The following is a 21,818-nucleotide window of genomic DNA, read 5'->3' as shown; positions in this document are numbered from 1 at the left end:
CGGATCAGAGCGGCAAGATCTTCGATACCTCCCGCCACTCAGCGACGATCTCCCGGACCCGGCGCATCTCGGCCATCGCCGTCTGTGTCCGCATCCCGTGCCGATACCGGCCGTTCTGGCTACCCTTAGGCGCGCCGCTTCCCTTGCCCCCGCCGTGCATGCGGCACCGCACCTTCCCGCTCACCGCTGGCGACAGGCAGGGCGTCCCGCGCCGGGTCGTGGCACAGCACCGGGCTGACAGGCGCAACTGCGAGGGCTCGCGGGTCGGTAGGTGCATGGGCTTGATGTCCATTTTCGAGGTGACCCCTCCCCCCTTGGGTGACGTTCCCGACGATGGCCTGACCGCCTTCGTAGACGTGGACGTGCTCGACCCGCACGGTCTGCTCGCCCTTGCGTCGGAGCTTGGATAGGGCATCGATCTGGGCCGTGTAGGTCCTGAGCAGCTTGGTCGCGAGGGCGCCGTACCGCTCTAGATGGTCGGTCGTGCTCGCGAGCTTGGCCTTGGTCAGCATCTCCATCGCCACCGCGTGGGTGCCGACCATTTGAACTGCCAGCATGGCCTCGATTTCGTTCTCGGGGGCGATCCCGCTGACGGCTCCGATGCCCGCATTCAATGAAGTATCATCGGGCCGAGCCTCGCCACGATCCCGCATGACGGCCGCCACCTGCCCGACGCTGTTCTGCGCGAATTCGGCCGAGGCCGTGCCGAACGTGTCGAGCAGATGCAGCACGTGCCCGGCCCGGTCGCTGTGCTTGCCCGAGATGCTGAGCTTGTTGGTTCCCTCGGGCTGATCTCCGAAGGCCAAGGGCTCAGATCGCGCGTCGTAGCGCTTCATGGCCCTGTCCATGGCGTCCCTCTGGCGGCCATCAGGCTTTGGGCGATGGGGCTGCCTGTCTTCATCGCTTACGTTTGGCGGCTCATCATTTGCCATTATCAGCAACCCCCATGTCCTCAAGATCTAGTTGAACGCATGAGATAAAATGATCTCGATCATCCGAGTTCGAAAAATAAAATCTCGCTTCGTTGTGACTAATCCAATTCCATGTCCATAATATGCGATATGGACCTAATCTTGAGCATCGCCCTACCCATACCTCTATTTCCTCGTCAGTGCCCTCAATTCTGGCGGCGAAAGGCCGGATGCTATCAGGTAGATCCTGACGCGCTGCATATGTCATAAGAACCCGCTCCCCGAATGGTCCTTGAAAGCGTTGGCGCGGCGGATGTACCCGACCACCGTCCGGGGATCCCGGTGGCGGCTCTGGTCCATGATGCGGGTCAGGTCGGCCCCGCGCTCGGCCGCCGTCGTGATGTAGCCGGCCCGCAAGGAGTGAGCCCCGAAGGTCGAGGCATCGAGGCCGGCAGCGGCCGTGTACTTCTTGATGATGTCGGCGACGGCCTGGGTCGTAAGCCGCACGCCCTCCCCCTGCCTGACGTTCCCTGACCGCGACACCGGCCGGAACACCGGGCCTGCCGTGATGCCGGCTGCGTCGAGCCATTCTCGGATCAAAGCCACGGGCCGGATGAAGCGGCCATGCGGGATGGCGATCTCGGCCCCCCTGCCCTCCTGGTCCGTCTTGGCCCGCCGGACCCGGACCCGCAGGCCCTCTGGGCTCTCGACCAGGTCCTCGACATCAAGGGCGACGAGCTCGGACCGGCGGAAGGCTCCAGCGAAGCCCAGGCCCAGCAACGCGCGGTCCCGCTTGCCCGTCAGGGTGTCGGGCGTGCGCATCAGCATGGCCGCGAGGATGTCGGCCGTCGCGGCCGCCTTTTGCTTCGGCGCGACCTTCAGCTTGCGTCGGGCGCCCTTCATGGCGGCGTGCACGCCCTCGTCGTCGGTGGGGTCCGGCGCCTTGGCGAGCTTGTGGCCGTACCGGATCGCCGCCATCCGGCGACCGAGCGTCGAAGCCGCCCTGCCCTCCTCGGCCTCCGAGACAATGAAGGCCGCCACGGTCTCGGGGCTGGCCGGCATCGAGCGGAACCCGGACCGCCGGCACCACGCCTCGAACACCCGCACGTCCGACATGTAGGCCCGGATGGTCGCCGAGGCCTTGGAGGCGCGCTGGTAGGCCTGGACGAGCGCCTGCGTCTCGGCCGGCAGTCCGGCCTCGACCGGCTCGATGATCAGGATGTCAGAGGTCGGCATCGCAACCCCGCCCGGCGCCGAGCGCCGTCGCGAACATCTCGCCGAGGATCCGGTCGGCCCAGTCGTTCGGCAGATCCATGTACCGGGAGGCGTGACGCACGAGGCCGCACCATGCCCGGCCCTCGTCGAACTCCAGGGCTGGGCATGGCCCTTCCGTGCCGGCGCCGATGTACTCGACGGCGAGATGACACGGCTCCTCGGCGCAGCAGTAGCCGCAGCCGTTGCAGGCCGCGCCCTTCGCCGGCTTCACCGGCATCCGCACTCCCTTGGTGCCGTCTATCAGATGGATCGAACCCATAGGCCTCGCCTACCAGCTAAACTTTCGAGAACAACCATTATCGAAAGTTATACGAATGACAGCTTGATAGCAAGACGTCTCAATGTCTCAATATGGGGATGGCGAGCGTGCGGGACGTCGTGAGAGTCTGACGGCTCGCTGTTTCGACTGCTCGCTGGTTCGACGGCCTGACGCATAGATGGCTCGCCGCTATGACAGCCAGACGCCTCGATGTCCTGCCGGCTCGACCGCTCGACACTCAGCAGGCTCGCAAGCTTGACGGCGTGTTAACCTGACGCTTTCCATGCTCGACCGCGAGACGGCAGGACGCTTCGCATGCAGACCATCACGATAGCGGCGCGGAAGGGTGGGGTGGGCAAGACGACCTTGGCCACGCACCTCAGCGTCATCGCCGCCGGGCCGGGCAAGCCGGTGCTGCTGTTCGACACCGATCCGCAGCGGTCGCTGAAGTGGTGGTGGGATCTGCGCCAGGGCGACACGCCCGCCCTCGTCGAGTGCGAGGCGCGCGAGCTGCCGAAGATCCTGCCGGCTGCCGAGGCTGAGGGCGTGGCCTACAGCATCGTTGACACACCGCCCCACGCCGAGACCTCGATCGCCGACGCGATGCGCGTGGCCGACCTTGTCCTTGTCCCGACCCGGCCAGGCCCGTTCGACCTCGCGGCTGTGGCGACGACGCTCGACTTGGCGCAGCGCGTCGGCAAGAAGCCGCTCGCCGTCATCAACCATGCGCCGCCCCGCACTGGGTCGGCTGAGCCCGCTATCGTGTCGGAGGCGCGCGAAACCCTGACCCGGATGGGCGCCGCCGTGGCGACCGCCGTGGTTTCGCAGCGGGTCGCGATGTCCCACGCCATCATCGGTGGGCAGACGGTCAATGAGTTCGAGCCGCACGGCCGAGCCGCCGAGGAGATGCTGGCGCTCTGGTCCGAGGTTCAGGGGATGATGAGGGAGTAGGGCACATGAGCGGCGAACGTCAGAAGCTCACGGTCCTCGCGGACCGCCTCGCCAAGAAGTCGCCAGCTCCCGAGGCCGAGAAGCCGGTCGAGGGCGAGGCTGGCAGCGCGGCTGATAGCGCGGCTGATAGCGCGGTTGAGGCTCCTGCCCCGCAGCCAGTAGCGGCGAAAGGGAAGGGTGCCGACACTCGGGTGCAGATCATCGTCCGCATGACGCCGGCCGAGCGGAAGGCCCTGCGCCAGATCGCTCTCGACCAGGACACGACGGCTCAGGCACTCGCCGAGGACGCGATCCGGGACGTGCTGCGACGTCACGGCTTCAAGGCATCGTGACGCCTTCCGAGCTTGCCGGCTCGACGCCTCGACCCCGAGACGCTTCGATGCGTTGACGCTCAGACGGCTTGATAGCAAACCGTCGACTTGCCAGCCGTGGACGCGGTCGGGGTGCGCAAGGCCGGGCGAGCCGTGATGATATGGCCGCCCGGCCGATCTCTGGATGCGCACAGAGCTACTGTGGCCGCCTCGCTCTCACTCAGCTGCGGCGGCCCCCTTCGGCTTACGAGCTTTGGCAGGTATCTCTGACGCCTTGGCCACCTCGGCCGCTTTCCGGCGGTTCTGACCGAGCCCGAGACTCTTGGCGAGCGCCGACCGCTGCTCCGAATAGCTGGCGGCAGTGGACGGGTAGTCGCGTGGCAGCCCGTAGCGCTCGCGGTACTGATCCATGGTCAGGCCGTTGCCGGTGAGATGCCGCTTGAGCGTCTTGTACGGCTTGCCGTCGATGAAGGAGATCAGCGCGTCCGGTTTGATGGATTTGCGCACCTGCGCCGCCGTCGGCTTTTCCGGGCCCGCTTCAACGGCAGGAGCAGGGCCGCCTAGCGCAGCGACTGCGGCATATACGCTCGACAGTAGCGCAGCCATCTCAGCCGGAGGGACACGGTTGTTCGAGACGTAGGCTGACACGATGTCTGCCGTCAGGGCGACGAGATCAAGTCCGCCCTCAATCTGCCCGTGGCTATCACCCTGTATCGATCCGTCATTCTCCACGTCAAACCTCCTGAAACAGACAAAGTCGCATAAACGCCCCGCGCTCTCATAACTAATAAATTTTTGAAGTCAAAGATGTTTGACTGGAAGCGGCGAATAAGAATGAGGATAGTGTATCCGCTCCTCTATGGCGGCTCTCACGACGCGCTTTTTCAAGATTTAACACGCACAACCCAGATCTGTTTAGGCAGGGAAATGCCGTAGCTTAAGCGGGTTGGCGGTGCTGATCATGTGAGCAACTCAGACGCCCAGTGAACCCGTAAGTGATCCCGGCTTCCACCTCAGATCTCAGGTAAAGGCGGTAAGGTAGCAGCGGGAAACTAGTCCTCCCATCTTGACCGAGCCGTGAATTTCGTACCTTAGGAATGAGCCCGAGCCGTTGCGGCGGGCATTTTTGCATTCGGCAGAAATTAAGTGACGAAAAAAATCTCAGGATCTTCTCAAAATCTCACCGAGTTGGCTGGTGACATCGTCGCCGCCTACGTGTCCAACAACTCTGTGCCTGTTTCTGAGCTTCCAAACCTCATCCGAAACGTGCACGATGCTGTTCGAGAGCTTACTTCTGGTGGTGCGCCGAGCGCGGCCACGTCGGCCCCAGAGGCGGACAAGCCTAGCACTGCCCAGATCCGCAAGTCGATCCGGCCGGACGGGCTCGTCAGCTTCATCGACGGCAAGACCTACAAGACGCTCAAGCGCCACCTGACTAGCCACGGGCTCGACCCGCGGGCTTACCGGGACCGCTACGGCCTGCCGGGCGATTACCCGATGGTCGCCCCCGCCTACGCCGAGCAGCGCTCCGCCCTGGCGAAGGCGATCGGCCTCGGACAGCCCGGCGCCATGGCCGAGCGGCAGTCGAAGCGCGGCCGCAAGGCTGCGTGAACACGGCTGTTCTGATGCGATACCTAGCCCTGCTGCTCGTTTGATCAGCGGCAGGGAAGGTCCGCTTGGTCCCAGCGAAGATGCGTTGGTGGACGGGGCAGGGGCTCCACGGTAGGCCTTCGTCATGGCCAAAGAGATCCCCAGCGTCGGCGACCTGCGCCCGAAGTTCGAGGTGACGGACGACGAGATCGAGGCGGCGACGACTGCCTACCTGAAGGACGAGGACGCCGCGCCGTTCGCCTTCAAATCCGGCCACACCGTCGACGTCGCCAAGGCGATCGAGATGCACCCGCAGGCCAAGAAGCTGCTGGCGGACAAGGCCACCACGCCCGGCCTGCGCCGAACCATGGTGAAGACCGCCGTCATCCTGGGCTTCCCGGTGCAGGGATGAGCGATAGTCACATCGTTGCGCAACTATGTAGCTGCATGATTACATGATCATGTGAGCATCCGATGAGATTGGCCCGATTAATGGGTCACTTCGGGACCCGCCGCCAAGGTGGTCCCCGAAGATTGGGGTCAGGGTTACGCGCCTCCGCTTCCCCCACGTCATGCTCGCGAAGCCATCGGTCCATTTCTTCCTCCTCTGGCTCGCTGGCCGACGCGGCCGGCAGTCCGCTCAGCCGATCCAAGGCGAAGTCGATAGCCTTCCGGTCCCATCGGTGCGTGCCTGGGAGCGACGGCGGCAACCTGCCGATGTTGACCCATTGCCGAAACCCGCCTGGCGTCAGTCCGCAATAGGCCGCCGCGTCCGCGATCGTGAGGCAGCGCGGCTCCAGCGCTACAGGCTCCCTCGGCTGTCGCGGTCGTTTCGTCATGCTCCGTCCCGGCGTGAGGGGGCCTGCGGCGCGGGAAGCCTACAGGATGATGAGCTCGCCTCGATCGGGGCGAGACGGCTTTGCGTCAGCGTCGTGCGGGTTGGCCTCCACGATGATCGAGCCTTCACGAAAGACAACGCGCACGTCCGGGTAGCCGGCGGCGCGCATGGCTCGGATCGCTCGTGCGATGTCGGCCTGCGTTACATGTGCTGGAGTGCGGGGCATTGGCTATCCCTCTGGGAGGATCCTATGCTCGAAACCAATCTCCTCACAGCCGACGAGGCGGCCAAACTGCTACGGATCGGCCGGCGGACCTTCGACGGGCACGTTGCCCGAGGCGACATCGCCTACATCGCGGTCGGGTTGGGCGAGAAGCGCATCCGCAAGCGGTTCGATCCCGATGACATCGTTCGGTTCCAGGAACGTCAACGGCGCGTCGAAGGCCCGTCACAGGCCACGCGAAGCCGCAGGCGCACCAAGGAGGCGCCCGCGGTCGAGATCGTCGACTTCAAGGCGCTGCTAGAGGAGCGGCGCATTGAGCGCCGGGCTGCTCGGGAGACGGCTCAGAGGGTAGCGCGGAGGAGTAGGTGACAGCCCCGCCGCGCCGCGCAGTCGGTATCTCAGTGGGGTCGGGCGAGTCGCGATGATATGGTCGCCCGGTCAAGTGCCTTACGCTTCCCGATCAAAATAGGCGTCTTTCTGAACAACGAAGCGTCTGTGCGCCCCGTCCCACCGACGTGCAAAGCGCGTCACGCGAGGGATCCCGACTTCGTCCACATAGGAGACCCACCCCAGAACAAAGAACCCTGATGCTCCCTGCGCCGTGTTGAATTCGTCTGCCAATTGCTGGTTCAGCACGGATTGAGGGAGCGGCGGACGCGCCGCAATCTGCTCGTCTGGATAGTAAGCCGCTTTAGACTGTCCGGGCTCAATTATAGAGCCAACTTCCAGGTTGAAAAAAGGGTGCTCGTTGTTTCTAATGTATACAGGATGCGGCGGGATGCCTTCTGGACGAAAAATATAAAAGCATCCAGATCCTTGGATGCGAGCAGCCGTCCCGCCTGAATTGATAAGCTCTACGCGTATCGTGGGGATGCGGCCTGGCGTGAAAGGGTTCGGGTCTGGGTTGGCAAAAGTAAGATTGTCGAGCGTAACACGCGGTCGATTGCCCAAAACAAAAACATGGTGCGCCTGCTGGGCCATGCTTTCAGTGATGGCGGTCTGCTGGGCGGCGATTTCAGCTTGCCGAGCCGAGATATCCGCTTGCCGGTTCGAAGCCCCGAGCTGTCGCTGCGTAAGCTCATAGATTTTGCTCGCGAAGTAAGCCGAAGCTCCAGCCGCCCCGGCGGACACGACCGCCACCGCGATCTGTATCCAGTCGCTCGTCGTGACGGTCGCTAGGTCAAAGCCCATTCTGGTTCTTCCGCTCGCGAAACCGGATCCCGGCCCCGCCTCCGTTCTCGGGGATAAATTCCAAGCCAGCCGTCTCGAAGGCGCGAGCGACCGCTGCGAGATTATTAGGCGAAGGTACCCGCCGTCCCTTTTCGAAATCGCGGATCGTACTCTCGCTTAGGTTCGAGCGAGACGCGAGTTCGGTCTGCGACCAATCGAGCAAACCTCGCGCGGCGCGGGACTGAGCGGCTGACAACGACATCTCGGCTCCAAATCACGTTATTCGTTTATGATACACGATTAGCGTTGACAGAGGATCTAATCCACGGTATCCGTTTATCACACACGGAAACCGAGCGCCACCATGGCTCACCGCACCGTCTCCTGGACCAAAATTGACCGCGCCGGCCGCGACGCTCGTCCGACGATCCCCGCCGGCCTCCTGTCGGCCACTGCCCGCATCGACATGACGGTGCGCGCCACCCGCCGCCCGCTCTACGCCGCCGGCAAGTTCGACCGCGCCGCCATCATGTCGGCCGCCGCTAAGGCCGCCCACGCCCATCAGGATCGCTTCGGCGGCACCTGGGCTGAGGCGATGTCGGTCTGCCTCACCGCCGCGTGGCGGTCCGCCAAGCTCGCCCGCCACATGGCTGCGCACTGAGGAGCCGCCGATGTCCACCCGCATCAACCGCCGCGCCCTCACCGCCGGTATCCTCCTCGCCACGGCCGCCTCTGCCATCGCCAAGGATACCCGCACTGTGGGTACCCTCCGCGGCGACGTCACCGCCCGCCTGCCCGACCACGCCGCGCTCTGGGCTCGCATGCCCCTGCCGTTCACCCCGGCGCAGGCTTGGCATCTGCTCTCGCCCGCCACGCAGGCCGAGATCGGCGCGGCCGTCATCGGCATGGTGCTGGCCGAGTACGTGTCTGGCGACATGCACGGCGAGGCGGATCGCTTCTACGACGACGCCCTGTGCAGCGACGCCATGGACGTGGGCAGCGATCTGCTCACCCGCATTGAGCAGCGCCTGTGGGTGCTATTCCCCGACCTCTACGGCCCTGACGGAGATCACCCCGCCTGGGCCCTAAGTTCAGGCATGGCGCCGCCCGCCGCCTGATCTGACCCGCTCCCCCGATCCGGCGAACGCCCCCCTCACCACCAAGCCCACCGCCACGAGCCCCACCAGGAGCGCGAACGATGTCCTATGCCCGCATCCCAAATTTCAGCCAGCCCGTCCCGGTTCGCAGCACGAGCGCCCGCATCGGCCGCCGCAACCCGCCGCTGGATCGCCGCTACCGCACCCTGCCGGACGAGACGCAGCCCGGGACGATCGAGCCCTGGCAGGCCGTGACCCCGATCCGGCCGGACACTGCGCACAGCCGGTCCCTACGCTTCCTCGACACGGCCGGCGAGCTGCTGGCCGCGGTCGTCATCATCGGCGGCGGCATGGTGCTCACCGGCCTCGCCTCCCTGCTCTGAACCCAGCCCGCAACCTGCCGCGGGCCAAGCGCTCGCGGACCTCATCCGGAGATCCACGACATGACCCTGCGCACCTCCCTGAAGCGCCTCATCGGTCGCGACCCCGCCCGCCTCACCCTGCGCGAGCGCGCCGCTGAGACCGCCGCCCGCTTCGCGGCATCTCGCCAGTCGCCCGACGCGGCTGCCGCGGACCCGCCCCCGCAAGCCGGAGCCGACGCGGCCCTGACCGAGGCGGCCGCCGACCTGCATCGGCTGGAGGCGACGATCGCCGCCATTCCGGCTGCGCTGGGCCAGGACCTCGACGACGTGCCGGGGTACGGCACCCTCGATGCCGAAGCGGACCGCGCCGCCGATGTCCTCGCCAGCACGCCCGCGGACGGTTTGGTCGGCCTGCAGGCGAAGGCCACCGTCATCCTAGCGGATCGGTTCTCGATCCCGTCGCCCGAGGCGCTGGAGATGGCGCAGAGCCTCGCCCGGGACGTGCTCGGCGCCCAGCAAATCGGGCGGCGCCCCCTGCCGGCTCCTGACAGCCCCGAGGCCCTGACACAGTTCGAGGGGGCCTGCCGCGAGCACAGTCGTCTCACCGAGTTCGCCAACGGTTACCCCGACCTCAAGCGCACAAGCTTGGAATGGTGGACGCAGGACAGCCTCCGGAAGGCATTGGAGGCGGGCGAGATCGAGCCGGCCGAATGCGCGCGCCTTCTGCGCATGGCATCCGAGCGCGAGCTGCGGATGGCCCAGGTCGAACACGATCTGGATCTCTATCCTTTGGAGGTTCTGGCTTTCGCCAGCGCGTACGGTGGAGCGCCGGAGCCCAAGGTGGAGGAGTCTGATCCGGTCCTCGCCCTGATCGAGGCGCACCACGCCGCCTTCTGCACGTGGGATACCGCCTATTCTGTCGTAGGCAACTCCCATCCGTCCGACCCTGGTCTGCAGGAAGCCCGGAAGGCGACGATCCCGCTCCTTCACGCCGAAGAAAATGCATTCATGGCCCTGGTCGGCAGCCTGCCGGCCTCGCTGTCCGGCCTCATGGCACTGGCCGATTACCTTCCCTCCGCTCTCGCCCTGCGCGGTAGCCACGAGGCCGACGATGAAGCGGCACTGACCGTCGGCGGCATCTGCGCGTCCATCCGAGCCCTCGTCGCCGAGGGGAAGGTCGCGGCCGCGCCTGGCACAAAACCAACCGACTGGTACAGCCCGCCGCTTGGCTTCATGGCCTCGCCGGCTATCGAGCCGACGCACTTCGCCCTCATCCCGCACGCCCTGCGGGTTGAGCTGGACCGCCTGCACTGCATCGCGCAGCGCGAGTTCGATCGGCAGGTTCAGCCGAACACCACGCCCGAGCGCCGGGAGCGACTGCGCCGTGTCCTGAAGCTCGACGTCTTCGAGGCCGCATCACTGAGCGGCGATGCCGAGATCCTGGCTCTCGGGATGAAGCTGGACGCATTGCACGCCCGCTGGCGGGCCTCCTTGCCGGCGCACAACGAGGCGCAGGCCCGCTTCTCGTGGGCGGAGCAGGACGCCAAGGAGCAGGGGAGGGACGTCTGGGCCGCGCACGAGGCCGTCTGGAACGAGCCCGGCGTGCGCGAGGCCATGGGCCTGTTCGAGGACATCTGCGCCGAACTGGACCCGATTTGTCGGAAGATCTGGCGCACCCCAGCCAGAACGCCCCTCGGGCTGGCAGTGAAGGCCCGCGCCTCGCTCGTGATGATCTTCGCCTGCGGCGAGTACGAGGCTGGCCGTGATCTCGGGATAGATGAGGACCTGACCGAGCAGTCGGCCCGCCACCTCATTGAGGCCTGCTGCGCCTTTGCCGCCGTGAACTGGAAGGGCGAGCTGCTCGACGGCAGCGCGCTCCCGGAACTGGAAGCGGCCACCCCACCTCGGGACACCTATGGCATCGCCGAGCAGGTCGACTTCGCCGCCGCCACGCTGTCCGAGCTGCGGACGCTCCACGACAAGGCGCGTGCCCTCTCGGACGTGGCCTATTCCATGTCCTGTCAGGGGTCCTGTCAGTCCGGCGACCTCAGCCTCTTCGGTGACCACCACAACAGAGCCGGCCACCTTCTACATTGGCTGGGCGACGCCCTGACGGACGTGGAGAGCGCGGCCGCGGACGAGCTGCAGCGCCGGCGGCCGACCAGCCTGGACGACCGCAAGGCTCGACTGGCGTCAATCGCCGAGCGGATCGTCTTCAACGGAGACACGACCGAGACCGCGACACTCATCCAGGAGCTCGCGACCCTTGCGGCCGAGCAGGCGCGGCGCTGAGCGCGCCCTTCACCCCTTTGCATGCGTGCGTACCGCCCCGGCCGGGCCCTGCCGGCGGACTACCAGTCCCACCGAAACCGAGACCCCAGTCATGAGCAAGATCGTCTCCTTCCCGGCCCTACGAAAATTGCCCGCCGCTCAGCCGATCCCGCGCGAGGAGTTCGAGCGGCTGGCCGAGCTTGCCCTGGATATTGTCGACCGCATCGTGGCCCTTCTAGACGACGAGGACGGCGATCCGGACCGCGAGGAGGGCGGGGACTCCGAGCCCAGCTTGGGGGCTCCCGAGGGGCGTGAGAGCCAAGTCGTCTGGCTGCGAGGCACGGACCGAGACCTAGAGGTCGAATAAACGCCCAAGGGTGTCTGGCCGCTGCGTTGGCAGGAAGGGAAGAGCGCTTTGGAAGCGCGGATCCGGCGGGGCATCGAGCACCATGCCCCGCCCGCGACCATGCCCTCGTCCCCTCCTCTGGAAATGTCGCAGCGGATTGTATGCCGAATGCAGGTTCATCGGCTCGAAAGGCATATCTGCCCAAGGGTCCGGTGGAAGCAGCCTCCAATCGGCAAAGCAGTTCCTGATGCCGTTGCGCTGGATCGGTGTCATGTACTCGGCCGCCATCTCTGGCGTGACCGTCTTGAAGGCTGGTCCTTCCTCCCAGGCCCTCTCGACTTCATCCCACTCGGCTTGAAGAGCGTTCTGGTTCCGGCCATCTGGCAGAACCACTGGGCGCTCCCGTTTTTCTGGTGGGTGGCCCTCGAACATGCCGGCGCGGAGGCTACGCGCCAGGCTGTCAGCCTTGAACCCCTTCCAGATGCGGTGCTCGATCTGAACCGCAATTTCCTCATCGGTCAGCCCGACGAGATTGAAGAGCGAAATCTCCTTCATTTTATGGAAGTGACCGTACTTGAGTATGGCCTTGTCCCTCAGGACCTCAAAAGTTAGGCCGTTCGCGTAACGGTTTATCTCTTTGAGATTGCGGTTCATCCGTTCAACGAACGCGTTCGTATATGGATGTTCCCAGAAATTGAATATCTCTGTCCGCCAGTCGTTCCAAGCTGTGTCGCGCAGCGTGTGAAAGTGCCTGTCAACAGTCCGGTGCGTTGGTTCATTGAGCCTCCCTGCCCAGTCCCGAAGTGCCTTTTCAGCTTCACGCTTGGAGTTGATCGAATATATTTGCTGAAAATCCTCCTTCAGCATGTGCGCCCGCTTCAATTTAGGGCTGTGGGCTTTGATCTCTTCAAGCAGCGCAAGGCGCTTAGGACTTAACTCTGACTGGTTCGTGACCAGCAATTTGATGTCCTGTGCCAGCGCGGATTTCAGGTGCGGAGGCAGCCGATGCGCCACAGCCTTGCGAACCGTGTCGACGGCCTCCGTAGCACGCTTGACGACATGGAACCGGTCAACGACCACATCCGCGTACGGGAATAAATCTTTTGCAATAGAGCGATATTTATAGCTCATATCTTGTACAAAAACTTGTACGCGATGGTGATAGCTGTGCTTGCCGAAGCACTCTTCAATATCAGATCTGTTGTCGTCAACGATATCGAGTATACGCCCTTCTTTGAGATCGGAGCAGACGAAGCGAACCGCGCCGAGAAGCTTTGTCTCGTCAACGGCCAAAACCCTCGGCAGGTCGGCCTGATAATTTTCCATCATCGCCACGCGATACTCATGGAAGATGGTCTCCACGAGATCAGGCTTGACCGAGTTCCGCTTGGCGACTTCGGCGAAGGGGCGGTTGAGCGAAGCGACAGCTAAGTTTCTGTGAAGGCGCTTCGTGATCCGGTGCCCAGCATGGACGTCAGGCAGATACTCATCAAACGTCTTTTTGCACCGATTACAGATGTATCGAACACGATGGATGGATAGAACCGTTGGCGCTAGCGCAATGCGTTGGTCTTTTATGCCGATCCACCGACGTCCGTGCCGTACAACATCGGCCAGTTCATCAGGACATTGATGGCCTGTAAGATCCGGGACCGGATCGTAGCTCTCACAAAGCACGGTTACCTTTAACGGCGGTACAGGCGCGGGCATGCCGAAATGGGCATCCTGCATCCCTCGAACCTTGCGCTGACGCCGTGTCTCTATGACTGCGGGCGCTCGTTGGTATTCGCGGATCTCTTTGATGAATTTGAGGAAGGGGAGGTCTTCCCAGCCGCGAGCCATATCGTGTCGTCCGAGCGCCCAGCGACGAGCGATGACAACGATGATGAGGGCTGTGAGCTTGCCGGCCGGTTACGAGCGTCGGCCGCGCTTGCCCACCACTTTTCCGGGAGCGCCCAGTGGTAGCTCTACCTGGCCTGTGATCGGGTCCGCCAGCGCCTTTCCCGGCTGCGGCTCCTGAGGCTTCTCCGAGCCGGTCCTGCGTTCGATGACGACGATGGGTTTTGGCCGCTTGCTGTGACGCTTGAGGTAGTCGTTCAGGGCCTCGACGATCATGGCTTCCATGGACAGGTTCCGGTCGGAGCCCAGTTCATCCAGAGCCTCCCAACCGGCTCGGTCGATCCGGGAGTGGATCTGCTTCACATCCTTGGGGCCTGGGTCCTCGGCGCCCGCCACCTTCCGTTTCGGCTTCTTGGGGCTTGGCACCGCACAGGCTCCTCGGAGGCCCACTCTCAGCGCGCACCTCAAAGCAAGGCGTCTAACGTTGACTTAACCGCGCGCTCCAGCCGACATGGGCGGTCACGGCCAGGCTCGCCTAGGCGAGTCGTGAGCCAGCTTCAGGAGATGCATCCGCCGCGGAACTGAGACCCTGAAACGACTACGGCCCTCCAGTCGCCAAACTGGAGGGCCGCGAAATCGAATGGTGTCCGGGGACACGCTCAACACACCCCAGACAGCATAGCTCCCGCCGGGAGTCAACGGGAACGCCAATTCCCGGAGCGATGAAGTCGTGCCTTGATCACAGCCGCGGCCCGTGAGGGACCGGGACCGATGTTTCACGCCACCATGCGGTCGGCGATCGAGGACGCGCGGACACTCGCGCAGCTCGACGACCTGTCACGCACCATCTGGCAGGCCCATGCCAGCGAGACCGTCACCGACAATGAGGCCCAAGGCTTAGCCGAGGCGCTGCATAGCCGTCGGAGTGCGATAAGAGAGGCCGTGACGCCCGTCGGCATCCCGCTCGGCCGCGTGACGCTGTTCCCGGCGAAGCGCCTCCAGCGGGCTCCTGAGCGGTCTGTAGCGATCGAGCGGCGTCGTCGGCTGGCCTGCTCCGGCCCGATGCCGCCTGCGCTCGCCAGCCGGTTCACCACCGGGCAACTCGCGGTCCTGCGGATCGTCGGGGACGAGATGGCCCGGCACGGCGCCTGCGGGCTGTGCATCGACGCCATCGCCGCACGGGCGGGCGTGTGCCGGCGGCTGGCTCAGGCCGCGATCCGGCTGGCCGAGAGCGACGGACTGCTCACCATTCAGGAGCGCCGCCACCAGGGCCGGAAGTCCGATCCAAACGTGGTTCGGATCATCAGCCGGGAGTGGCTGCAATGGCTCCGGCGGGGAGGACGATCCACGGCCCCAGCGCTGCTCGGCGGCATAGGGTGCAAAACGATGCACCCCACGGATAAGGGAGATCCACAGACACAGGTTGTGGACGCGGAACCGAAGAAGGGCTGCCGAGGGGCAGCGGGCGACCTCGACCGAAGCGATCCCGTGAGAATTCTCGAGGGCGGTAGAGGCGGCCGAGCCATGCGGTGACGGTCTGCGGCCGGACGGTATGAAGAACGAGGTCAATCGATGCCTCGACAGAGCGCATCCTCTTGATCGGCCATGCATTAAACGAAGCTACGGAACTTCAGCCACGGTTAAGACCCAACCTGACGATGACAGCCTTCGAACTGATCCGTGCATTCTCGCACGACGCCACCATCGGCATCGTCGTCACCGATACGATGATCACACCACCTGGACCGACGATCCTCTATGCCAACGAGGCTTTCGGTCGACTCGTCGGGCGTGCTGTCGTCGACATCCTCGGGCACAGCCCGCGCTTCATGCAGGGAAAGGAGACGCGTCGAGAGACGCTCGATACCTTCCATCATGCCCTCGCGGCCGGCGAGCGCTTCCATGGCTACCTGACCAACTACCGTGGGGATGGCTCCAAGTACCGTGCAGAAGTCGACTGCCGACCGTTGCACGCCACCGATGGACGGATCGAGAACTTCGTAGCCTTCGAGCGGGAGGTGATCCGGCGCATCGGCCGGCCGGTCGAGGGCGCGGGTGGGCGCTATGAACCGATCAGCGTAAGCAACGACTTGTTAACCGATGGGCTGCGCAACCTCGGTCTATTCCAACACGCGTAAGTTGTTTTGTTTCTAATCGCAAAGCCGTGAAGACTGTTATTGCAGCTTAACATGAGTAAATTTTATGGCAATACCTATTCAGTGGTCTTCTAATTAAGCAAAATTTAATGACTGTATCGCAGTTTCGCGGAAGTCAAAGTGCGGGTGGTGATGCTGGGGTGAGATACCTGCCGCCAGCCCAGTCCACTTACAAACAGCTCAATGCCTGGGAGAGAACGTCCATGTTCGGTGGAACGCGCGCGCACGTGGATCAAACGGCAAAACTCGCAGCGCTGGACCGCTCGCAGGCGATCATCGAGTTCCAGCCGGACGGCACCATCCTCACCGCCAACGCGAATTTCCTGACCGCCATGGGCTACACACTACCCGAGGTACAGGGCCAGCATCACGGCATGTTCGTCGAGGCAGCCTACCGCGACAGCGCCGAATACCGCGCGTTCTGGGATGCCCTGCGGCGGGGCACATACCAGTCTGCCGAGTTCAAGCGCCTCGCCAAGGGTGGGCGGGCCGTGTGGATCCAGGCGAGCTACAACCCCGTGCTCGACCGCGCCGGCCGCGTCGTGAAGGTCGTCAAGTTCGCCGCCGACATCACCGCGCAGAAGCTGCGGGCGCTGGACAGCGACGGCCAGATCGCCGCCCTACACCGCTCGCAGGCGGTGATCGCCTTCGATCCGACCGGCAAGATCCTAGAGGCCAATCAGAACTTCCTCGACACAGTCAGCTACCGCCTCGATGAGATCCAGGGTCGGCACCACAGCATGTTCGTGGACCCAACCGAGCAGCAGGGTGAGGCCTACCGGGGGTTCTGGGGTCGGCTGGGCCGCGGCGAGTTCGCCGCGGGCGAGTTCCGACGCATCGCGAAGGGCGGGCGCGAGGTCTGGATCCAGGCAAGCTACAATCCGATCAAGGATATGGATGGTACGGTGCTCAAAGTGGTGAAGTTCGCCGCCGACATCACCGCGCAGGTGCACGAGCGTCAGCGCCGGGTCGAGGCGCAGCGGGCTATCGGAGCGGATCTCGACGCGATCGGCACCGCGGTCGAGGCCGTGACCAGACAGACGGCGGAGGCGGTCGGGACCGTGGGGCAGGTCTCGAACGACATTCAGGCCGTAGCCTCGGGCGCGGAGGAACTGTCGGCGTCGGTCGGCGAGATCAGCCAGCAGGTCAGCCATGCGGCTCGCATGGCCGGCGAGGCGGTCGAGCAGGCCCGGCACACCGGCGGCATCGTCGAGGGGCTGAGCGGGCAGGCCACACAGATCGGCGAGGTCGTGACCATGATCCAGGGCATCGCCTCGCAGACCAACCTGTTGGCGCTGAACGCCACGATCGAGGCGGCGCGCGCTGGCGCCTCGGGTAAGGGCTTCGCGGTGGTCGCGTCCGAGGTGAAGGCACTGGCCGAGCAGACCGCGAAGGCGACCGACCAGATCCGGGTGCAGATCACCGCGACACAAGCGGCCACGCGCGAGGCGGTCGGAGCGATCGGCTCGATCCAGGGTACGATCGGCAAGCTGGACGAGGTGTCGGCTGCGATCGCGGCGGCGGTCGAGGAGCAGTCAGCCGTGACCCGGGAGATGTCGGGCAGCATGCATACTGCCGCGCACGGGGTAGCGACGATCGCCGGTGGTATGGAGGCGATCGCCCGGGCGAGCGAGCAGGTCGACGCCGCCACACATCAGGTGCGCGAAGCGGCCCGGGCGGTGGGCTGAGGTCGCACGCGACATGAGTGAGAAAGCCGCTGTAAGCGCTAACCTCGACGGCGCGCTCGAAGACCTCGTGCGCATGGCGATTGAGGTGGGACCAGGGCCCGACGCAGTGACTTGCGACCGGATCGACCACGTATTCGCTCGTCGAATGGCCGACCACAAGCATCTAGCGTGGGCACTGGCGGAAGCCGAGGTGCTGAAGCGTCAACTCAAGGCCGGTCTGCACGGGCGAGCCCTACATTCCGTCGGTGGGGCGGATGGTGAGAAATGTACGGAGATGGGGGAGCAGAACCCATGACTGGCACGATCATCCCGCTGCATTCCAATCGTCACGCCACATCCGCTCTTGCCGCCTTCGACACAGCGGCGATGAAACTCCTGCTGGGCGGACGTGCGGCGACACTGTCGGCCGCGCGACTCGCTGCGATACGGGAGAGGCTACAGGTCCAACGCGTGCAACTCACCGCGGTGATCGATGATCTGCGGGTGCGGCCGCCGAGCGGAGATTTACAGATCGACGCCATCAACGCGACGCTACGCACCGAGGCAAGGACGGGACTGAGCTATATCGACGACTTCTTGGAACAGATCGAGATGTCTTTCGCAGTCGTCAAGTAAGGATGCGAACCGTACCTATTGGGTATAGGCTGCGTCGGTACGGTAGCAGACGAACTTTTAAACCCTTTGAGGCTTAGAGATACCGTAAATCGTGACGGTGTGATGCTGCGCTGGAGCCGTCAGCGGAGATCATGTCTGCGCTGGACCGTTTCGGATCGCTACTTTCAACGAACTTGTGGTCTTGAGATGGGGTGATGAGGACGCTCCTGCTGATCACCGACGACGTCCAGCGCGGTCAGCGCCTCGCCCGGGATTTGACCGCGCGAGGTACCTGTCACGTCCACGACCTCTACGAGGACAGGCTGCCTGCCCCCGGGTTCGACGTCATCGTCAGCGACTTGGAGACGATCAGTTCGGACGCGATCATCCGCCTGCGTCGCGCCTTGGCGCAGGTCCGAACCGATGGGCAGCCATACCTCTTCCTCGTGCACGGCAACGCCGCCCGGGCCGAGGCACAGGCGCGGATCCTGGGTGCGAGCGCTACAGCCGGCGTACAGCAGGTGCTGACCGCCCTGGATCAGCTGCGGGGCTCGCCGATCCCCCTGTCTGCGCGGGCGACGGCCGCGGAGGCCCGACAGTTCTTCCGGGGTGCCCTCTTCTCAGGCGGTACGATCACGCCGACTGTGGCTGATGCCGGTACCGACTTGGTCGTGCGCGCGGTCGGCGAAAGCGGCATCTATGATTGGGTCCGAGCGGTGCAGCAGTTCGATGACGCCACCCACCAGCACTGCTTGATCGTCGCCGCGCTGGCCGCCGCCTTCTCTGGCGCACTCGGCCTGCGCTCAGCCGATCGCCACCGCCTGACGCGAGCCGCGCTGCTGCACGACGTCGGCAAGATCCACGTGCCGATCGAGATCCTGAACAAGCCGGAACGCCTAACCCATTCGGAGATGGCGGTGATGCAGACCCATGCGGTGCGCGGCCACGCCATGCTCGTCGGGGTGGGCTTCGACGACGAAGTGCTGGGGGCCGTTCGTTCTCACCACGAGATGCTGGACGGAAGCGGTTACCCAGACGCACTCAAAGGGCGGGAGATCCCGGACTTCGTGCGGCTGGTGACGGTCTGCGACGTCTACGGCGCGCTGATCGAACGACGCAGCTACCGCCCCCCACTGGCGGGAGGCCAAGCCTACGGCATCCTGCAGGGAATGATCGGGCAGCTGGATGACGACCTCACCCGGGCATTCCGTCCGATCGCGGCGGCCTTCGATCCGTCCGTTTAGCCTCGGTACGCCGGTATCATCGGCGCTGGAGGCGTCACTGTCATTGCACGTGGATGGTGAGCTTCATCTTCGGATGGATGCCACACTGGATGATGAAGTCGCCCGGCTCTTTCAAGGTCAGCGTGGCCTGCTGGCCGGGTTCCTGATCGCCGGCGTCGAACGCGAAACGGTCGGCCTCGATGAAGGCGTGGTGGACGGCGTTGTCGTCTCCGTTGACGAGGGTGATGGTGTCACCCCGACGCAGGAACAGATCTGTGGGATCGTAGTGCCTGCCCTTCTGCAACACGATGCGGATAGCACTAGAGAGGCTGGCTTGGGCCGGTTCGAGTGCAACCATCCCCACCGCAAGCGCGATAGCTCCGAAGCGAAGAGATTTAACGCGCAGATTGCAAATCGACACGGATACAACCTAAAAAAGAATGGCCTTAGATCAGTATCTACGACTGTTATTCGCTACTCAGCTAACGTAAGTCTGTATAGACGCCTTAATCTCATGTTGCTTCGCGGGCGCTTGATTTGATGCGACAAATTCGATCTCCGCACACAGGAAACCGGAAACCATAGACGTTTCGAACTGCATGCGTCAGGCGTAGGGCCCGCCGAACAGGTCACCCAGCGCCTTCCGCCGGAACAGCGTACGCCACCGCCGTCTCTGATGCTCCGGCCGGTCGTGGATCATGTGGCAGCGCTGGCAGAAGGCCGCGAGGTTTGCGTCCGCGTTGTTCGAGGTGTCATGGTCTCGATGGGCCGCGGCCAGAACAACCCGCGTTCGGCGGGCACGGCCGAGGATGTCAGCCCCTACCGCAATGCGGATCCGCCTGCCCCATCCGTCGCGCCACCGGCCGGCGTCCGCGTCCCACCAGCGGCCGTCACCGAGGTGGTAGACCATCCGCCCATGCGGCCGTCCGCAGCCCTCGCAGCAGCCTTTCGCCCGCCCGAACCGGATGACGGCCGAGAGCTGTGCCCAATCGATGGGGTAGAAGAAGCGGTGCTCGGGCCGGATCGGCATGGCAGGATGCAATCCTCAATCTGAGGCTGCTTTTGTAGAGCTTAGACCGGGCCAGCCTGTCGCTTCCCTGCCACAGGCGAGGATCAGCTTCATAGCTGGCTGGAACCAGTGCACCTCCCAGTTGTTACCGGACTTCGCCCTCCGCACTGCAGTGTCGTTTTGCCAATTTGAAGCGTCTTAACTGACCATTGACTATGGCATTCCTGCTGGTCTTATGGCGGTGTGTCCATAAAACTACAGCCAATTTGGCTGGTCGTCGGTAGGCATGTTTCCAGACAGAAACATCGGACCCGACTTGATGACCAAGCTCCTGGCCTCGCTGGCGGCCTTCACCGCTCTGACCGCCGCGGCTTCGGCCGCCGACCTGCCGCGTCGCGCGGCCCCGCCGCCCGTGTTCACCCCCGTGCCGGTGTTCACCTGGACCGGCGCCTACTTCGGTATCAACGCCGGCTACGCGTTCGATGCCAGCAGCAACTCCAACACCAGCGGTTTCGCCCAGACCGCCGGCAGCCCGGCCGTCCTGACCGGCGCCGGTCTCGTGCCCTACCAGGCCCTGGCCCCGAACGGCTCCGTGCTGCTCTACAACCGCAACAACCGCGAAGGTTTCTCGGGCGGCGGTCAGATCGGCTACAACTACCAGTTCACCCCGGGCTCGGGCATCGTGGTCGGCTTCGAGGCTGACGCGCAGTACCTCGATTTCGGCGGTCGCCCGCGCTACGCCACGAACGCCCGCGCCGTGAACCCCGGCTTCATCCCGGTCAACGGCACGCTGAACACGCTGGACTTCTTCGGCACCGTGCGCGGCCGCCTCGGCTACGCCTTCGACCGGACCCTCGTGTACGCCACCGGCGGCTTCGCCTACGCCACCGGCACCGACGACGGCACCCGGAACATCGCGTTCCAGAACTTCGCCGGCCGCCGCGACGACTTCAAGACTGGCTACACAGTCGGCGGCGGCGCCGAGTTCGCCCTGCCCACGGACTCGTTCCTGAACTTCTTCCGCTCCTCGGCGGTGACGTTCAAGGTCGAAGGCCTGTACGTCAGCCTCGACCGCAACCGCACCGGCTTGCCGCTGGTCGGCGCCGCCGCCGTCAACGGCGCGTATCAGCCGGTCTATGCCGTCACCGGCAGCAGCCGCAACTCGAACGACTTCGCCGTCGTCCGCGCCGGCCTGAACTACAAGTTCGGCTCGTACTAAGATTTGTCTCGCTGCTCCCGGTAGCGATGCCGGGAGATGCGGTGGCGGGCAACGGGTAGTTGGTCCTCCTCGTCGTTCTCCGTCGCCGAAGAGCAGCCCTCCGGCTGAGCTTCGCACCCCCAGCCTGATCAAACTGGCCGCTAGATTGGCAACGCCCTGGGAGCTTCCGCTTCTAGGGTGTTTTTCGTCGATCGATCTTGCCCGGAGATAGAGCGGATAGGCCCACGACGGCGCGAGCCTGACAAACGTAGAAAGCCCGCCCCCGACGGTAGGAGCATGCCTTCGTAAATTCAGCGGACGCTCAACCGCCAGTGTGTCAGAGACCGAGAAGTACCCGGATCGAGCCCAAAGCCGTCGCCGCTAGAGGCTGTTATGGACCTGGGTCGGGCTGATGCTCAGATGGGCGGGCATGAGCATTGCCCGCAAGCCGTATTCGTCCGACGTTTCCGATGAGGAATGGGCGCTGGTTGCGCCCTACCTGACGCT

At 64.4% G+C, this 21,818-nt stretch carries 29 protein-coding genes; 17 read left to right on the top strand and 12 right to left on the bottom strand.

Going from position 1 to position 21,818, the window contains the following annotated elements:
- Positions 1 to 4: 4 nt before the first annotated feature.
- The 4 genes from AAHG09_RS29785 to AAHG09_RS29770 form a co-directional block, all read right to left on the bottom strand.
- Complete coding sequence (locus AAHG09_RS29785; RefSeq protein ID WP_342111617.1) at positions 5 to 184, bottom strand: hypothetical protein; 180 nt, start codon at positions 182 to 184, stop codon at positions 5 to 7.
- Positions 126 to 836, bottom strand: coding sequence for a hypothetical protein (locus tag AAHG09_RS29780; protein WP_342111615.1), 711 nt, complete (start codon positions 834 to 836; stop codon positions 126 to 128). Before AAHG09_RS29780 ends, AAHG09_RS29785 begins: the two co-directional genes overlap by 59 nt.
- 339 nt (positions 837 to 1,175) lie before the next feature.
- Positions 1,176 to 2,147, bottom strand: a complete 972-nt coding sequence (locus tag AAHG09_RS29775) for a site-specific integrase (RefSeq protein ID WP_342111614.1) — start codon at positions 2,145 to 2,147, stop codon at positions 1,176 to 1,178.
- Positions 2,134 to 2,403: a hypothetical protein gene (locus tag AAHG09_RS29770; RefSeq protein ID WP_342111613.1), complete on the bottom strand. Its 270-nt coding sequence runs from the start codon at positions 2,401 to 2,403 to the stop codon at positions 2,134 to 2,136. The genes AAHG09_RS29775 and AAHG09_RS29770 overlap by 14 nt, the downstream gene beginning before the upstream one ends.
- A gap of 357 nt (positions 2,404 to 2,760) precedes the next feature.
- Between AAHG09_RS29770 and AAHG09_RS29765 the strand changes: the two genes are divergently transcribed.
- Entirely contained in the window at positions 2,761 to 3,396 is a 636-nt protein-coding gene (locus tag AAHG09_RS29765) for a ParA family protein (protein ID WP_342111611.1), read from the top strand.
- 5 nt (positions 3,397 to 3,401) lie between these two features.
- Positions 3,402 to 3,728 (top strand): ribbon-helix-helix domain-containing protein, encoded by a 327-nt coding sequence (locus AAHG09_RS29760; RefSeq protein WP_342111608.1) that lies wholly within the window; start codon positions 3,402 to 3,404, stop codon positions 3,726 to 3,728.
- A 195-nt stretch (positions 3,729 to 3,923) separates the two neighbouring features.
- On the opposite strand, the gene AAHG09_RS29755 is transcribed toward AAHG09_RS29760, so the two are convergent.
- Positions 3,924 to 4,397, bottom strand: a complete 474-nt coding sequence (locus tag AAHG09_RS29755) for a Ros/MucR family transcriptional regulator (protein ID WP_342111659.1) — start codon at positions 4,395 to 4,397, stop codon at positions 3,924 to 3,926.
- A 456-nt stretch (positions 4,398 to 4,853) separates the two neighbouring features.
- Here AAHG09_RS29755 and AAHG09_RS29750 point away from each other — a divergent pair, with 456 nt between their 5' ends.
- Positions 4,854 to 5,318: a Ros/MucR family transcriptional regulator gene (locus AAHG09_RS29750; RefSeq protein WP_342111607.1), complete on the top strand. Its 465-nt coding sequence runs from the start codon at positions 4,854 to 4,856 to the stop codon at positions 5,316 to 5,318.
- Between the two features lie 124 nt (positions 5,319 to 5,442).
- Positions 5,443 to 5,709, top strand: a complete 267-nt coding sequence (locus tag AAHG09_RS29745; RefSeq protein WP_342111605.1) for a hypothetical protein — start codon at positions 5,443 to 5,445, stop codon at positions 5,707 to 5,709.
- Between the two features lie 466 nt (positions 5,710 to 6,175).
- Here AAHG09_RS29745 and AAHG09_RS29740 read toward each other — a convergent pair whose 3' ends face one another.
- Complete coding sequence (locus AAHG09_RS29740) at positions 6,176 to 6,304, bottom strand: hypothetical protein (protein ID WP_342111603.1); 129 nt, start codon at positions 6,302 to 6,304, stop codon at positions 6,176 to 6,178.
- 81 nt (positions 6,305 to 6,385) lie between these two features.
- Here AAHG09_RS29740 and AAHG09_RS29735 point away from each other — a divergent pair, with 81 nt between their 5' ends.
- Positions 6,386 to 6,727, top strand: a complete 342-nt coding sequence (locus AAHG09_RS29735; RefSeq protein ID WP_342111602.1) for a helix-turn-helix domain-containing protein — start codon at positions 6,386 to 6,388, stop codon at positions 6,725 to 6,727.
- 78 nt (positions 6,728 to 6,805) lie between these two features.
- On the opposite strand, the gene AAHG09_RS29730 is transcribed toward AAHG09_RS29735, so the two are convergent.
- Together AAHG09_RS29730 and AAHG09_RS29725 are read right to left on the bottom strand one after the other, a co-directional pair.
- Positions 6,806 to 7,549, bottom strand: a complete 744-nt coding sequence (locus AAHG09_RS29730) for a hypothetical protein (RefSeq protein WP_342111600.1) — start codon at positions 7,547 to 7,549, stop codon at positions 6,806 to 6,808.
- Entirely contained in the window at positions 7,539 to 7,790 is a 252-nt protein-coding gene (locus tag AAHG09_RS29725) for a helix-turn-helix domain-containing protein (RefSeq protein WP_342111598.1), read from the bottom strand. The genes AAHG09_RS29730 and AAHG09_RS29725 overlap by 11 nt, the downstream gene beginning before the upstream one ends.
- Positions 7,791 to 7,892: 102 nt before the next feature.
- Here AAHG09_RS29725 and AAHG09_RS29720 point away from each other — a divergent pair, with 102 nt between their 5' ends.
- The 5 genes from AAHG09_RS29720 (at position 7,893) to AAHG09_RS29700 (ending at position 11,625) form a co-directional block, all read left to right on the top strand.
- Positions 7,893 to 8,189, top strand: coding sequence for a hypothetical protein (locus tag AAHG09_RS29720; RefSeq protein WP_342111596.1), 297 nt, complete (start codon positions 7,893 to 7,895; stop codon positions 8,187 to 8,189).
- Between the two features lie 10 nt (positions 8,190 to 8,199).
- Positions 8,200 to 8,646 carry a hypothetical protein gene (locus AAHG09_RS29715; protein WP_342111594.1) on the top strand — a complete coding sequence of 149 codons (447 nt, stop codon included), beginning with the start codon at positions 8,200 to 8,202 and terminating at the stop codon, positions 8,644 to 8,646.
- A gap of 80 nt (positions 8,647 to 8,726) precedes the next feature.
- Positions 8,727 to 9,008, top strand: coding sequence for a hypothetical protein (locus tag AAHG09_RS29710; RefSeq protein WP_342111593.1), 282 nt, complete (start codon positions 8,727 to 8,729; stop codon positions 9,006 to 9,008).
- Positions 9,009 to 9,068: 60 nt separating this feature from the next.
- A complete protein-coding gene (locus AAHG09_RS29705) occupies positions 9,069 to 11,279 on the top strand; it encodes a hypothetical protein (RefSeq protein ID WP_342111592.1) in 2,211 nt (736 codons plus the stop codon).
- A 91-nt stretch (positions 11,280 to 11,370) separates the two neighbouring features.
- Complete coding sequence (locus AAHG09_RS29700; RefSeq protein WP_342111590.1) at positions 11,371 to 11,625, top strand: hypothetical protein; 255 nt, start codon at positions 11,371 to 11,373, stop codon at positions 11,623 to 11,625.
- On the opposite strand, the gene AAHG09_RS29695 is transcribed toward AAHG09_RS29700, so the two are convergent.
- Together AAHG09_RS29695 and AAHG09_RS29690 are read right to left on the bottom strand one after the other, a co-directional pair.
- Positions 11,611 to 13,446 carry an ISL3 family transposase gene (locus AAHG09_RS29695; protein WP_342111589.1) on the bottom strand — a complete coding sequence of 612 codons (1,836 nt, stop codon included), beginning with the start codon at positions 13,444 to 13,446 and terminating at the stop codon, positions 11,611 to 11,613. The genes AAHG09_RS29700 and AAHG09_RS29695 overlap by 15 nt on opposite strands.
- A 69-nt stretch (positions 13,447 to 13,515) precedes the next feature.
- Positions 13,516 to 13,869, bottom strand: a complete 354-nt coding sequence (locus AAHG09_RS29690) for a hypothetical protein (protein WP_342111587.1) — start codon at positions 13,867 to 13,869, stop codon at positions 13,516 to 13,518.
- 345 nt (positions 13,870 to 14,214) lie between these two features.
- Here AAHG09_RS29690 and AAHG09_RS29685 point away from each other — a divergent pair, with 345 nt between their 5' ends.
- The 6 genes from AAHG09_RS29685 to AAHG09_RS29660 all read left to right on the top strand — a co-directional run bounded on the left by AAHG09_RS29685 (position 14,215) and on the right by AAHG09_RS29660 (position 19,125).
- Complete coding sequence (locus AAHG09_RS29685) at positions 14,215 to 14,976, top strand: hypothetical protein (RefSeq protein WP_342111585.1); 762 nt, start codon at positions 14,215 to 14,217, stop codon at positions 14,974 to 14,976.
- A 125-nt stretch (positions 14,977 to 15,101) separates the two neighbouring features.
- Positions 15,102 to 15,581, top strand: a complete 480-nt coding sequence (locus AAHG09_RS29680; protein ID WP_342111583.1) for a PAS domain-containing protein — start codon at positions 15,102 to 15,104, stop codon at positions 15,579 to 15,581.
- 221 nt (positions 15,582 to 15,802) lie between these two features.
- Positions 15,803 to 17,287: a methyl-accepting chemotaxis protein gene (locus AAHG09_RS29675; RefSeq protein WP_342111582.1), complete on the top strand. Its 1,485-nt coding sequence runs from the start codon at positions 15,803 to 15,805 to the stop codon at positions 17,285 to 17,287.
- Positions 17,288 to 17,300: 13 nt separating this feature from the next.
- On the top strand, positions 17,301 to 17,582 hold the full coding sequence (locus AAHG09_RS29670) for a hypothetical protein (RefSeq protein ID WP_342111581.1): 282 nt from the start codon (positions 17,301 to 17,303) through the stop codon (positions 17,580 to 17,582).
- A complete protein-coding gene (locus tag AAHG09_RS29665; protein WP_342111322.1) occupies positions 17,579 to 17,902 on the top strand; it encodes a hypothetical protein in 324 nt (107 codons plus the stop codon). The genes AAHG09_RS29670 and AAHG09_RS29665 overlap by 4 nt, the downstream gene beginning before the upstream one ends.
- Before the next feature lie 194 nt (positions 17,903 to 18,096).
- Positions 18,097 to 19,125, top strand: a complete 1,029-nt coding sequence (locus tag AAHG09_RS29660) for an HD-GYP domain-containing protein (protein ID WP_342111579.1) — start codon at positions 18,097 to 18,099, stop codon at positions 19,123 to 19,125.
- 40 nt (positions 19,126 to 19,165) lie between these two features.
- On the opposite strand, the gene AAHG09_RS29655 is transcribed toward AAHG09_RS29660, so the two are convergent.
- Positions 19,166 to 19,525 (bottom strand): cupredoxin domain-containing protein, encoded by a 360-nt coding sequence (locus AAHG09_RS29655; protein WP_342111577.1) that lies wholly within the window; start codon positions 19,523 to 19,525, stop codon positions 19,166 to 19,168.
- A 183-nt stretch (positions 19,526 to 19,708) separates the two neighbouring features.
- On the bottom strand, positions 19,709 to 20,134 hold the full coding sequence (locus AAHG09_RS29650; RefSeq protein ID WP_342111575.1) for a hypothetical protein: 426 nt from the start codon (positions 20,132 to 20,134) through the stop codon (positions 19,709 to 19,711).
- A 298-nt stretch (positions 20,135 to 20,432) separates the two neighbouring features.
- Here AAHG09_RS29650 and AAHG09_RS29645 point away from each other — a divergent pair, with 298 nt between their 5' ends.
- Positions 20,433 to 21,332: an outer membrane protein gene (locus tag AAHG09_RS29645; RefSeq protein ID WP_342111573.1), complete on the top strand. Its 900-nt coding sequence runs from the start codon at positions 20,433 to 20,435 to the stop codon at positions 21,330 to 21,332.
- The last annotated feature ends 486 nt before the right edge of the window (positions 21,333 to 21,818 follow it).

The organism is Methylobacterium guangdongense (assembly GCF_038442355.1).
In the GTDB taxonomy this organism is placed as follows: Bacteria; Pseudomonadota; Alphaproteobacteria; order Rhizobiales; family Beijerinckiaceae; genus Methylobacterium; species Methylobacterium guangdongense.
The sequence above is the reverse complement of the archived record's forward strand: the minus strand, read 5'-3'. Positions and strand labels throughout refer to the sequence as shown.

Coding starts and splice junctions, on each gene's coding strand:
- AAHG09_RS29780 (WP_342111615.1), bottom strand. CDS start 836: ATGAAGCGCTACGACGCGCGATCTGAGCCCTTGGCCTTCGGAGATCAG.
- AAHG09_RS29775 (WP_342111614.1), bottom strand. CDS start 2,147: ATGCCGACCTCTGACATCCTGATCATCGAGCCGGTCGAGGCCGGACTG.
- AAHG09_RS29770 (WP_342111613.1), bottom strand. CDS start 2,403: ATGCCGGTGAAGCCGGCGAAGGGCGCGGCCTGCAACGGCTGCGGCTAC.
- AAHG09_RS29765 (WP_342111611.1), top strand. CDS start 2,761: ATGCAGACCATCACGATAGCGGCGCGGAAGGGTGGGGTGGGCAAGACG.
- AAHG09_RS29760 (WP_342111608.1), top strand. CDS start 3,402: ATGAGCGGCGAACGTCAGAAGCTCACGGTCCTCGCGGACCGCCTCGCC.
- AAHG09_RS29745 (WP_342111605.1), top strand. CDS start 5,443: ATGGCCAAAGAGATCCCCAGCGTCGGCGACCTGCGCCCGAAGTTCGAG.
- AAHG09_RS29740 (WP_342111603.1), bottom strand. CDS start 6,304: ATGCGCGCCGCCGGCTACCCGGACGTGCGCGTTGTCTTTCGTGAAGGC.
- AAHG09_RS29735 (WP_342111602.1), top strand. CDS start 6,386: ATGCTCGAAACCAATCTCCTCACAGCCGACGAGGCGGCCAAACTGCTA.
- AAHG09_RS29730 (WP_342111600.1), bottom strand. CDS start 7,549: ATGGGCTTTGACCTAGCGACCGTCACGACGAGCGACTGGATACAGATC.
- AAHG09_RS29725 (WP_342111598.1), bottom strand. CDS start 7,790: ATGTCGTTGTCAGCCGCTCAGTCCCGCGCCGCGCGAGGTTTGCTCGAT.
- AAHG09_RS29720 (WP_342111596.1), top strand. CDS start 7,893: ATGGCTCACCGCACCGTCTCCTGGACCAAAATTGACCGCGCCGGCCGC.
- AAHG09_RS29715 (WP_342111594.1), top strand. CDS start 8,200: ATGTCCACCCGCATCAACCGCCGCGCCCTCACCGCCGGTATCCTCCTC.
- AAHG09_RS29710 (WP_342111593.1), top strand. CDS start 8,727: ATGTCCTATGCCCGCATCCCAAATTTCAGCCAGCCCGTCCCGGTTCGC.
- AAHG09_RS29705 (WP_342111592.1), top strand. CDS start 9,069: ATGACCCTGCGCACCTCCCTGAAGCGCCTCATCGGTCGCGACCCCGCC.
- AAHG09_RS29700 (WP_342111590.1), top strand. CDS start 11,371: ATGAGCAAGATCGTCTCCTTCCCGGCCCTACGAAAATTGCCCGCCGCT.
- AAHG09_RS29695 (WP_342111589.1), bottom strand. CDS start 13,446: ATGGCTCGCGGCTGGGAAGACCTCCCCTTCCTCAAATTCATCAAAGAG.
- AAHG09_RS29685 (WP_342111585.1), top strand. CDS start 14,215: ATGTTTCACGCCACCATGCGGTCGGCGATCGAGGACGCGCGGACACTC.
- AAHG09_RS29680 (WP_342111583.1), top strand. CDS start 15,102: ATGACAGCCTTCGAACTGATCCGTGCATTCTCGCACGACGCCACCATC.
- AAHG09_RS29675 (WP_342111582.1), top strand. CDS start 15,803: ATGTTCGGTGGAACGCGCGCGCACGTGGATCAAACGGCAAAACTCGCA.
- AAHG09_RS29670 (WP_342111581.1), top strand. CDS start 17,301: ATGAGTGAGAAAGCCGCTGTAAGCGCTAACCTCGACGGCGCGCTCGAA.
- AAHG09_RS29665 (WP_342111322.1), top strand. CDS start 17,579: ATGACTGGCACGATCATCCCGCTGCATTCCAATCGTCACGCCACATCC.
- AAHG09_RS29660 (WP_342111579.1), top strand. CDS start 18,097: ATGAGGACGCTCCTGCTGATCACCGACGACGTCCAGCGCGGTCAGCGC.
- AAHG09_RS29650 (WP_342111575.1), bottom strand. CDS start 20,134: ATGCCGATCCGGCCCGAGCACCGCTTCTTCTACCCCATCGATTGGGCA.
- AAHG09_RS29645 (WP_342111573.1), top strand. CDS start 20,433: ATGACCAAGCTCCTGGCCTCGCTGGCGGCCTTCACCGCTCTGACCGCC.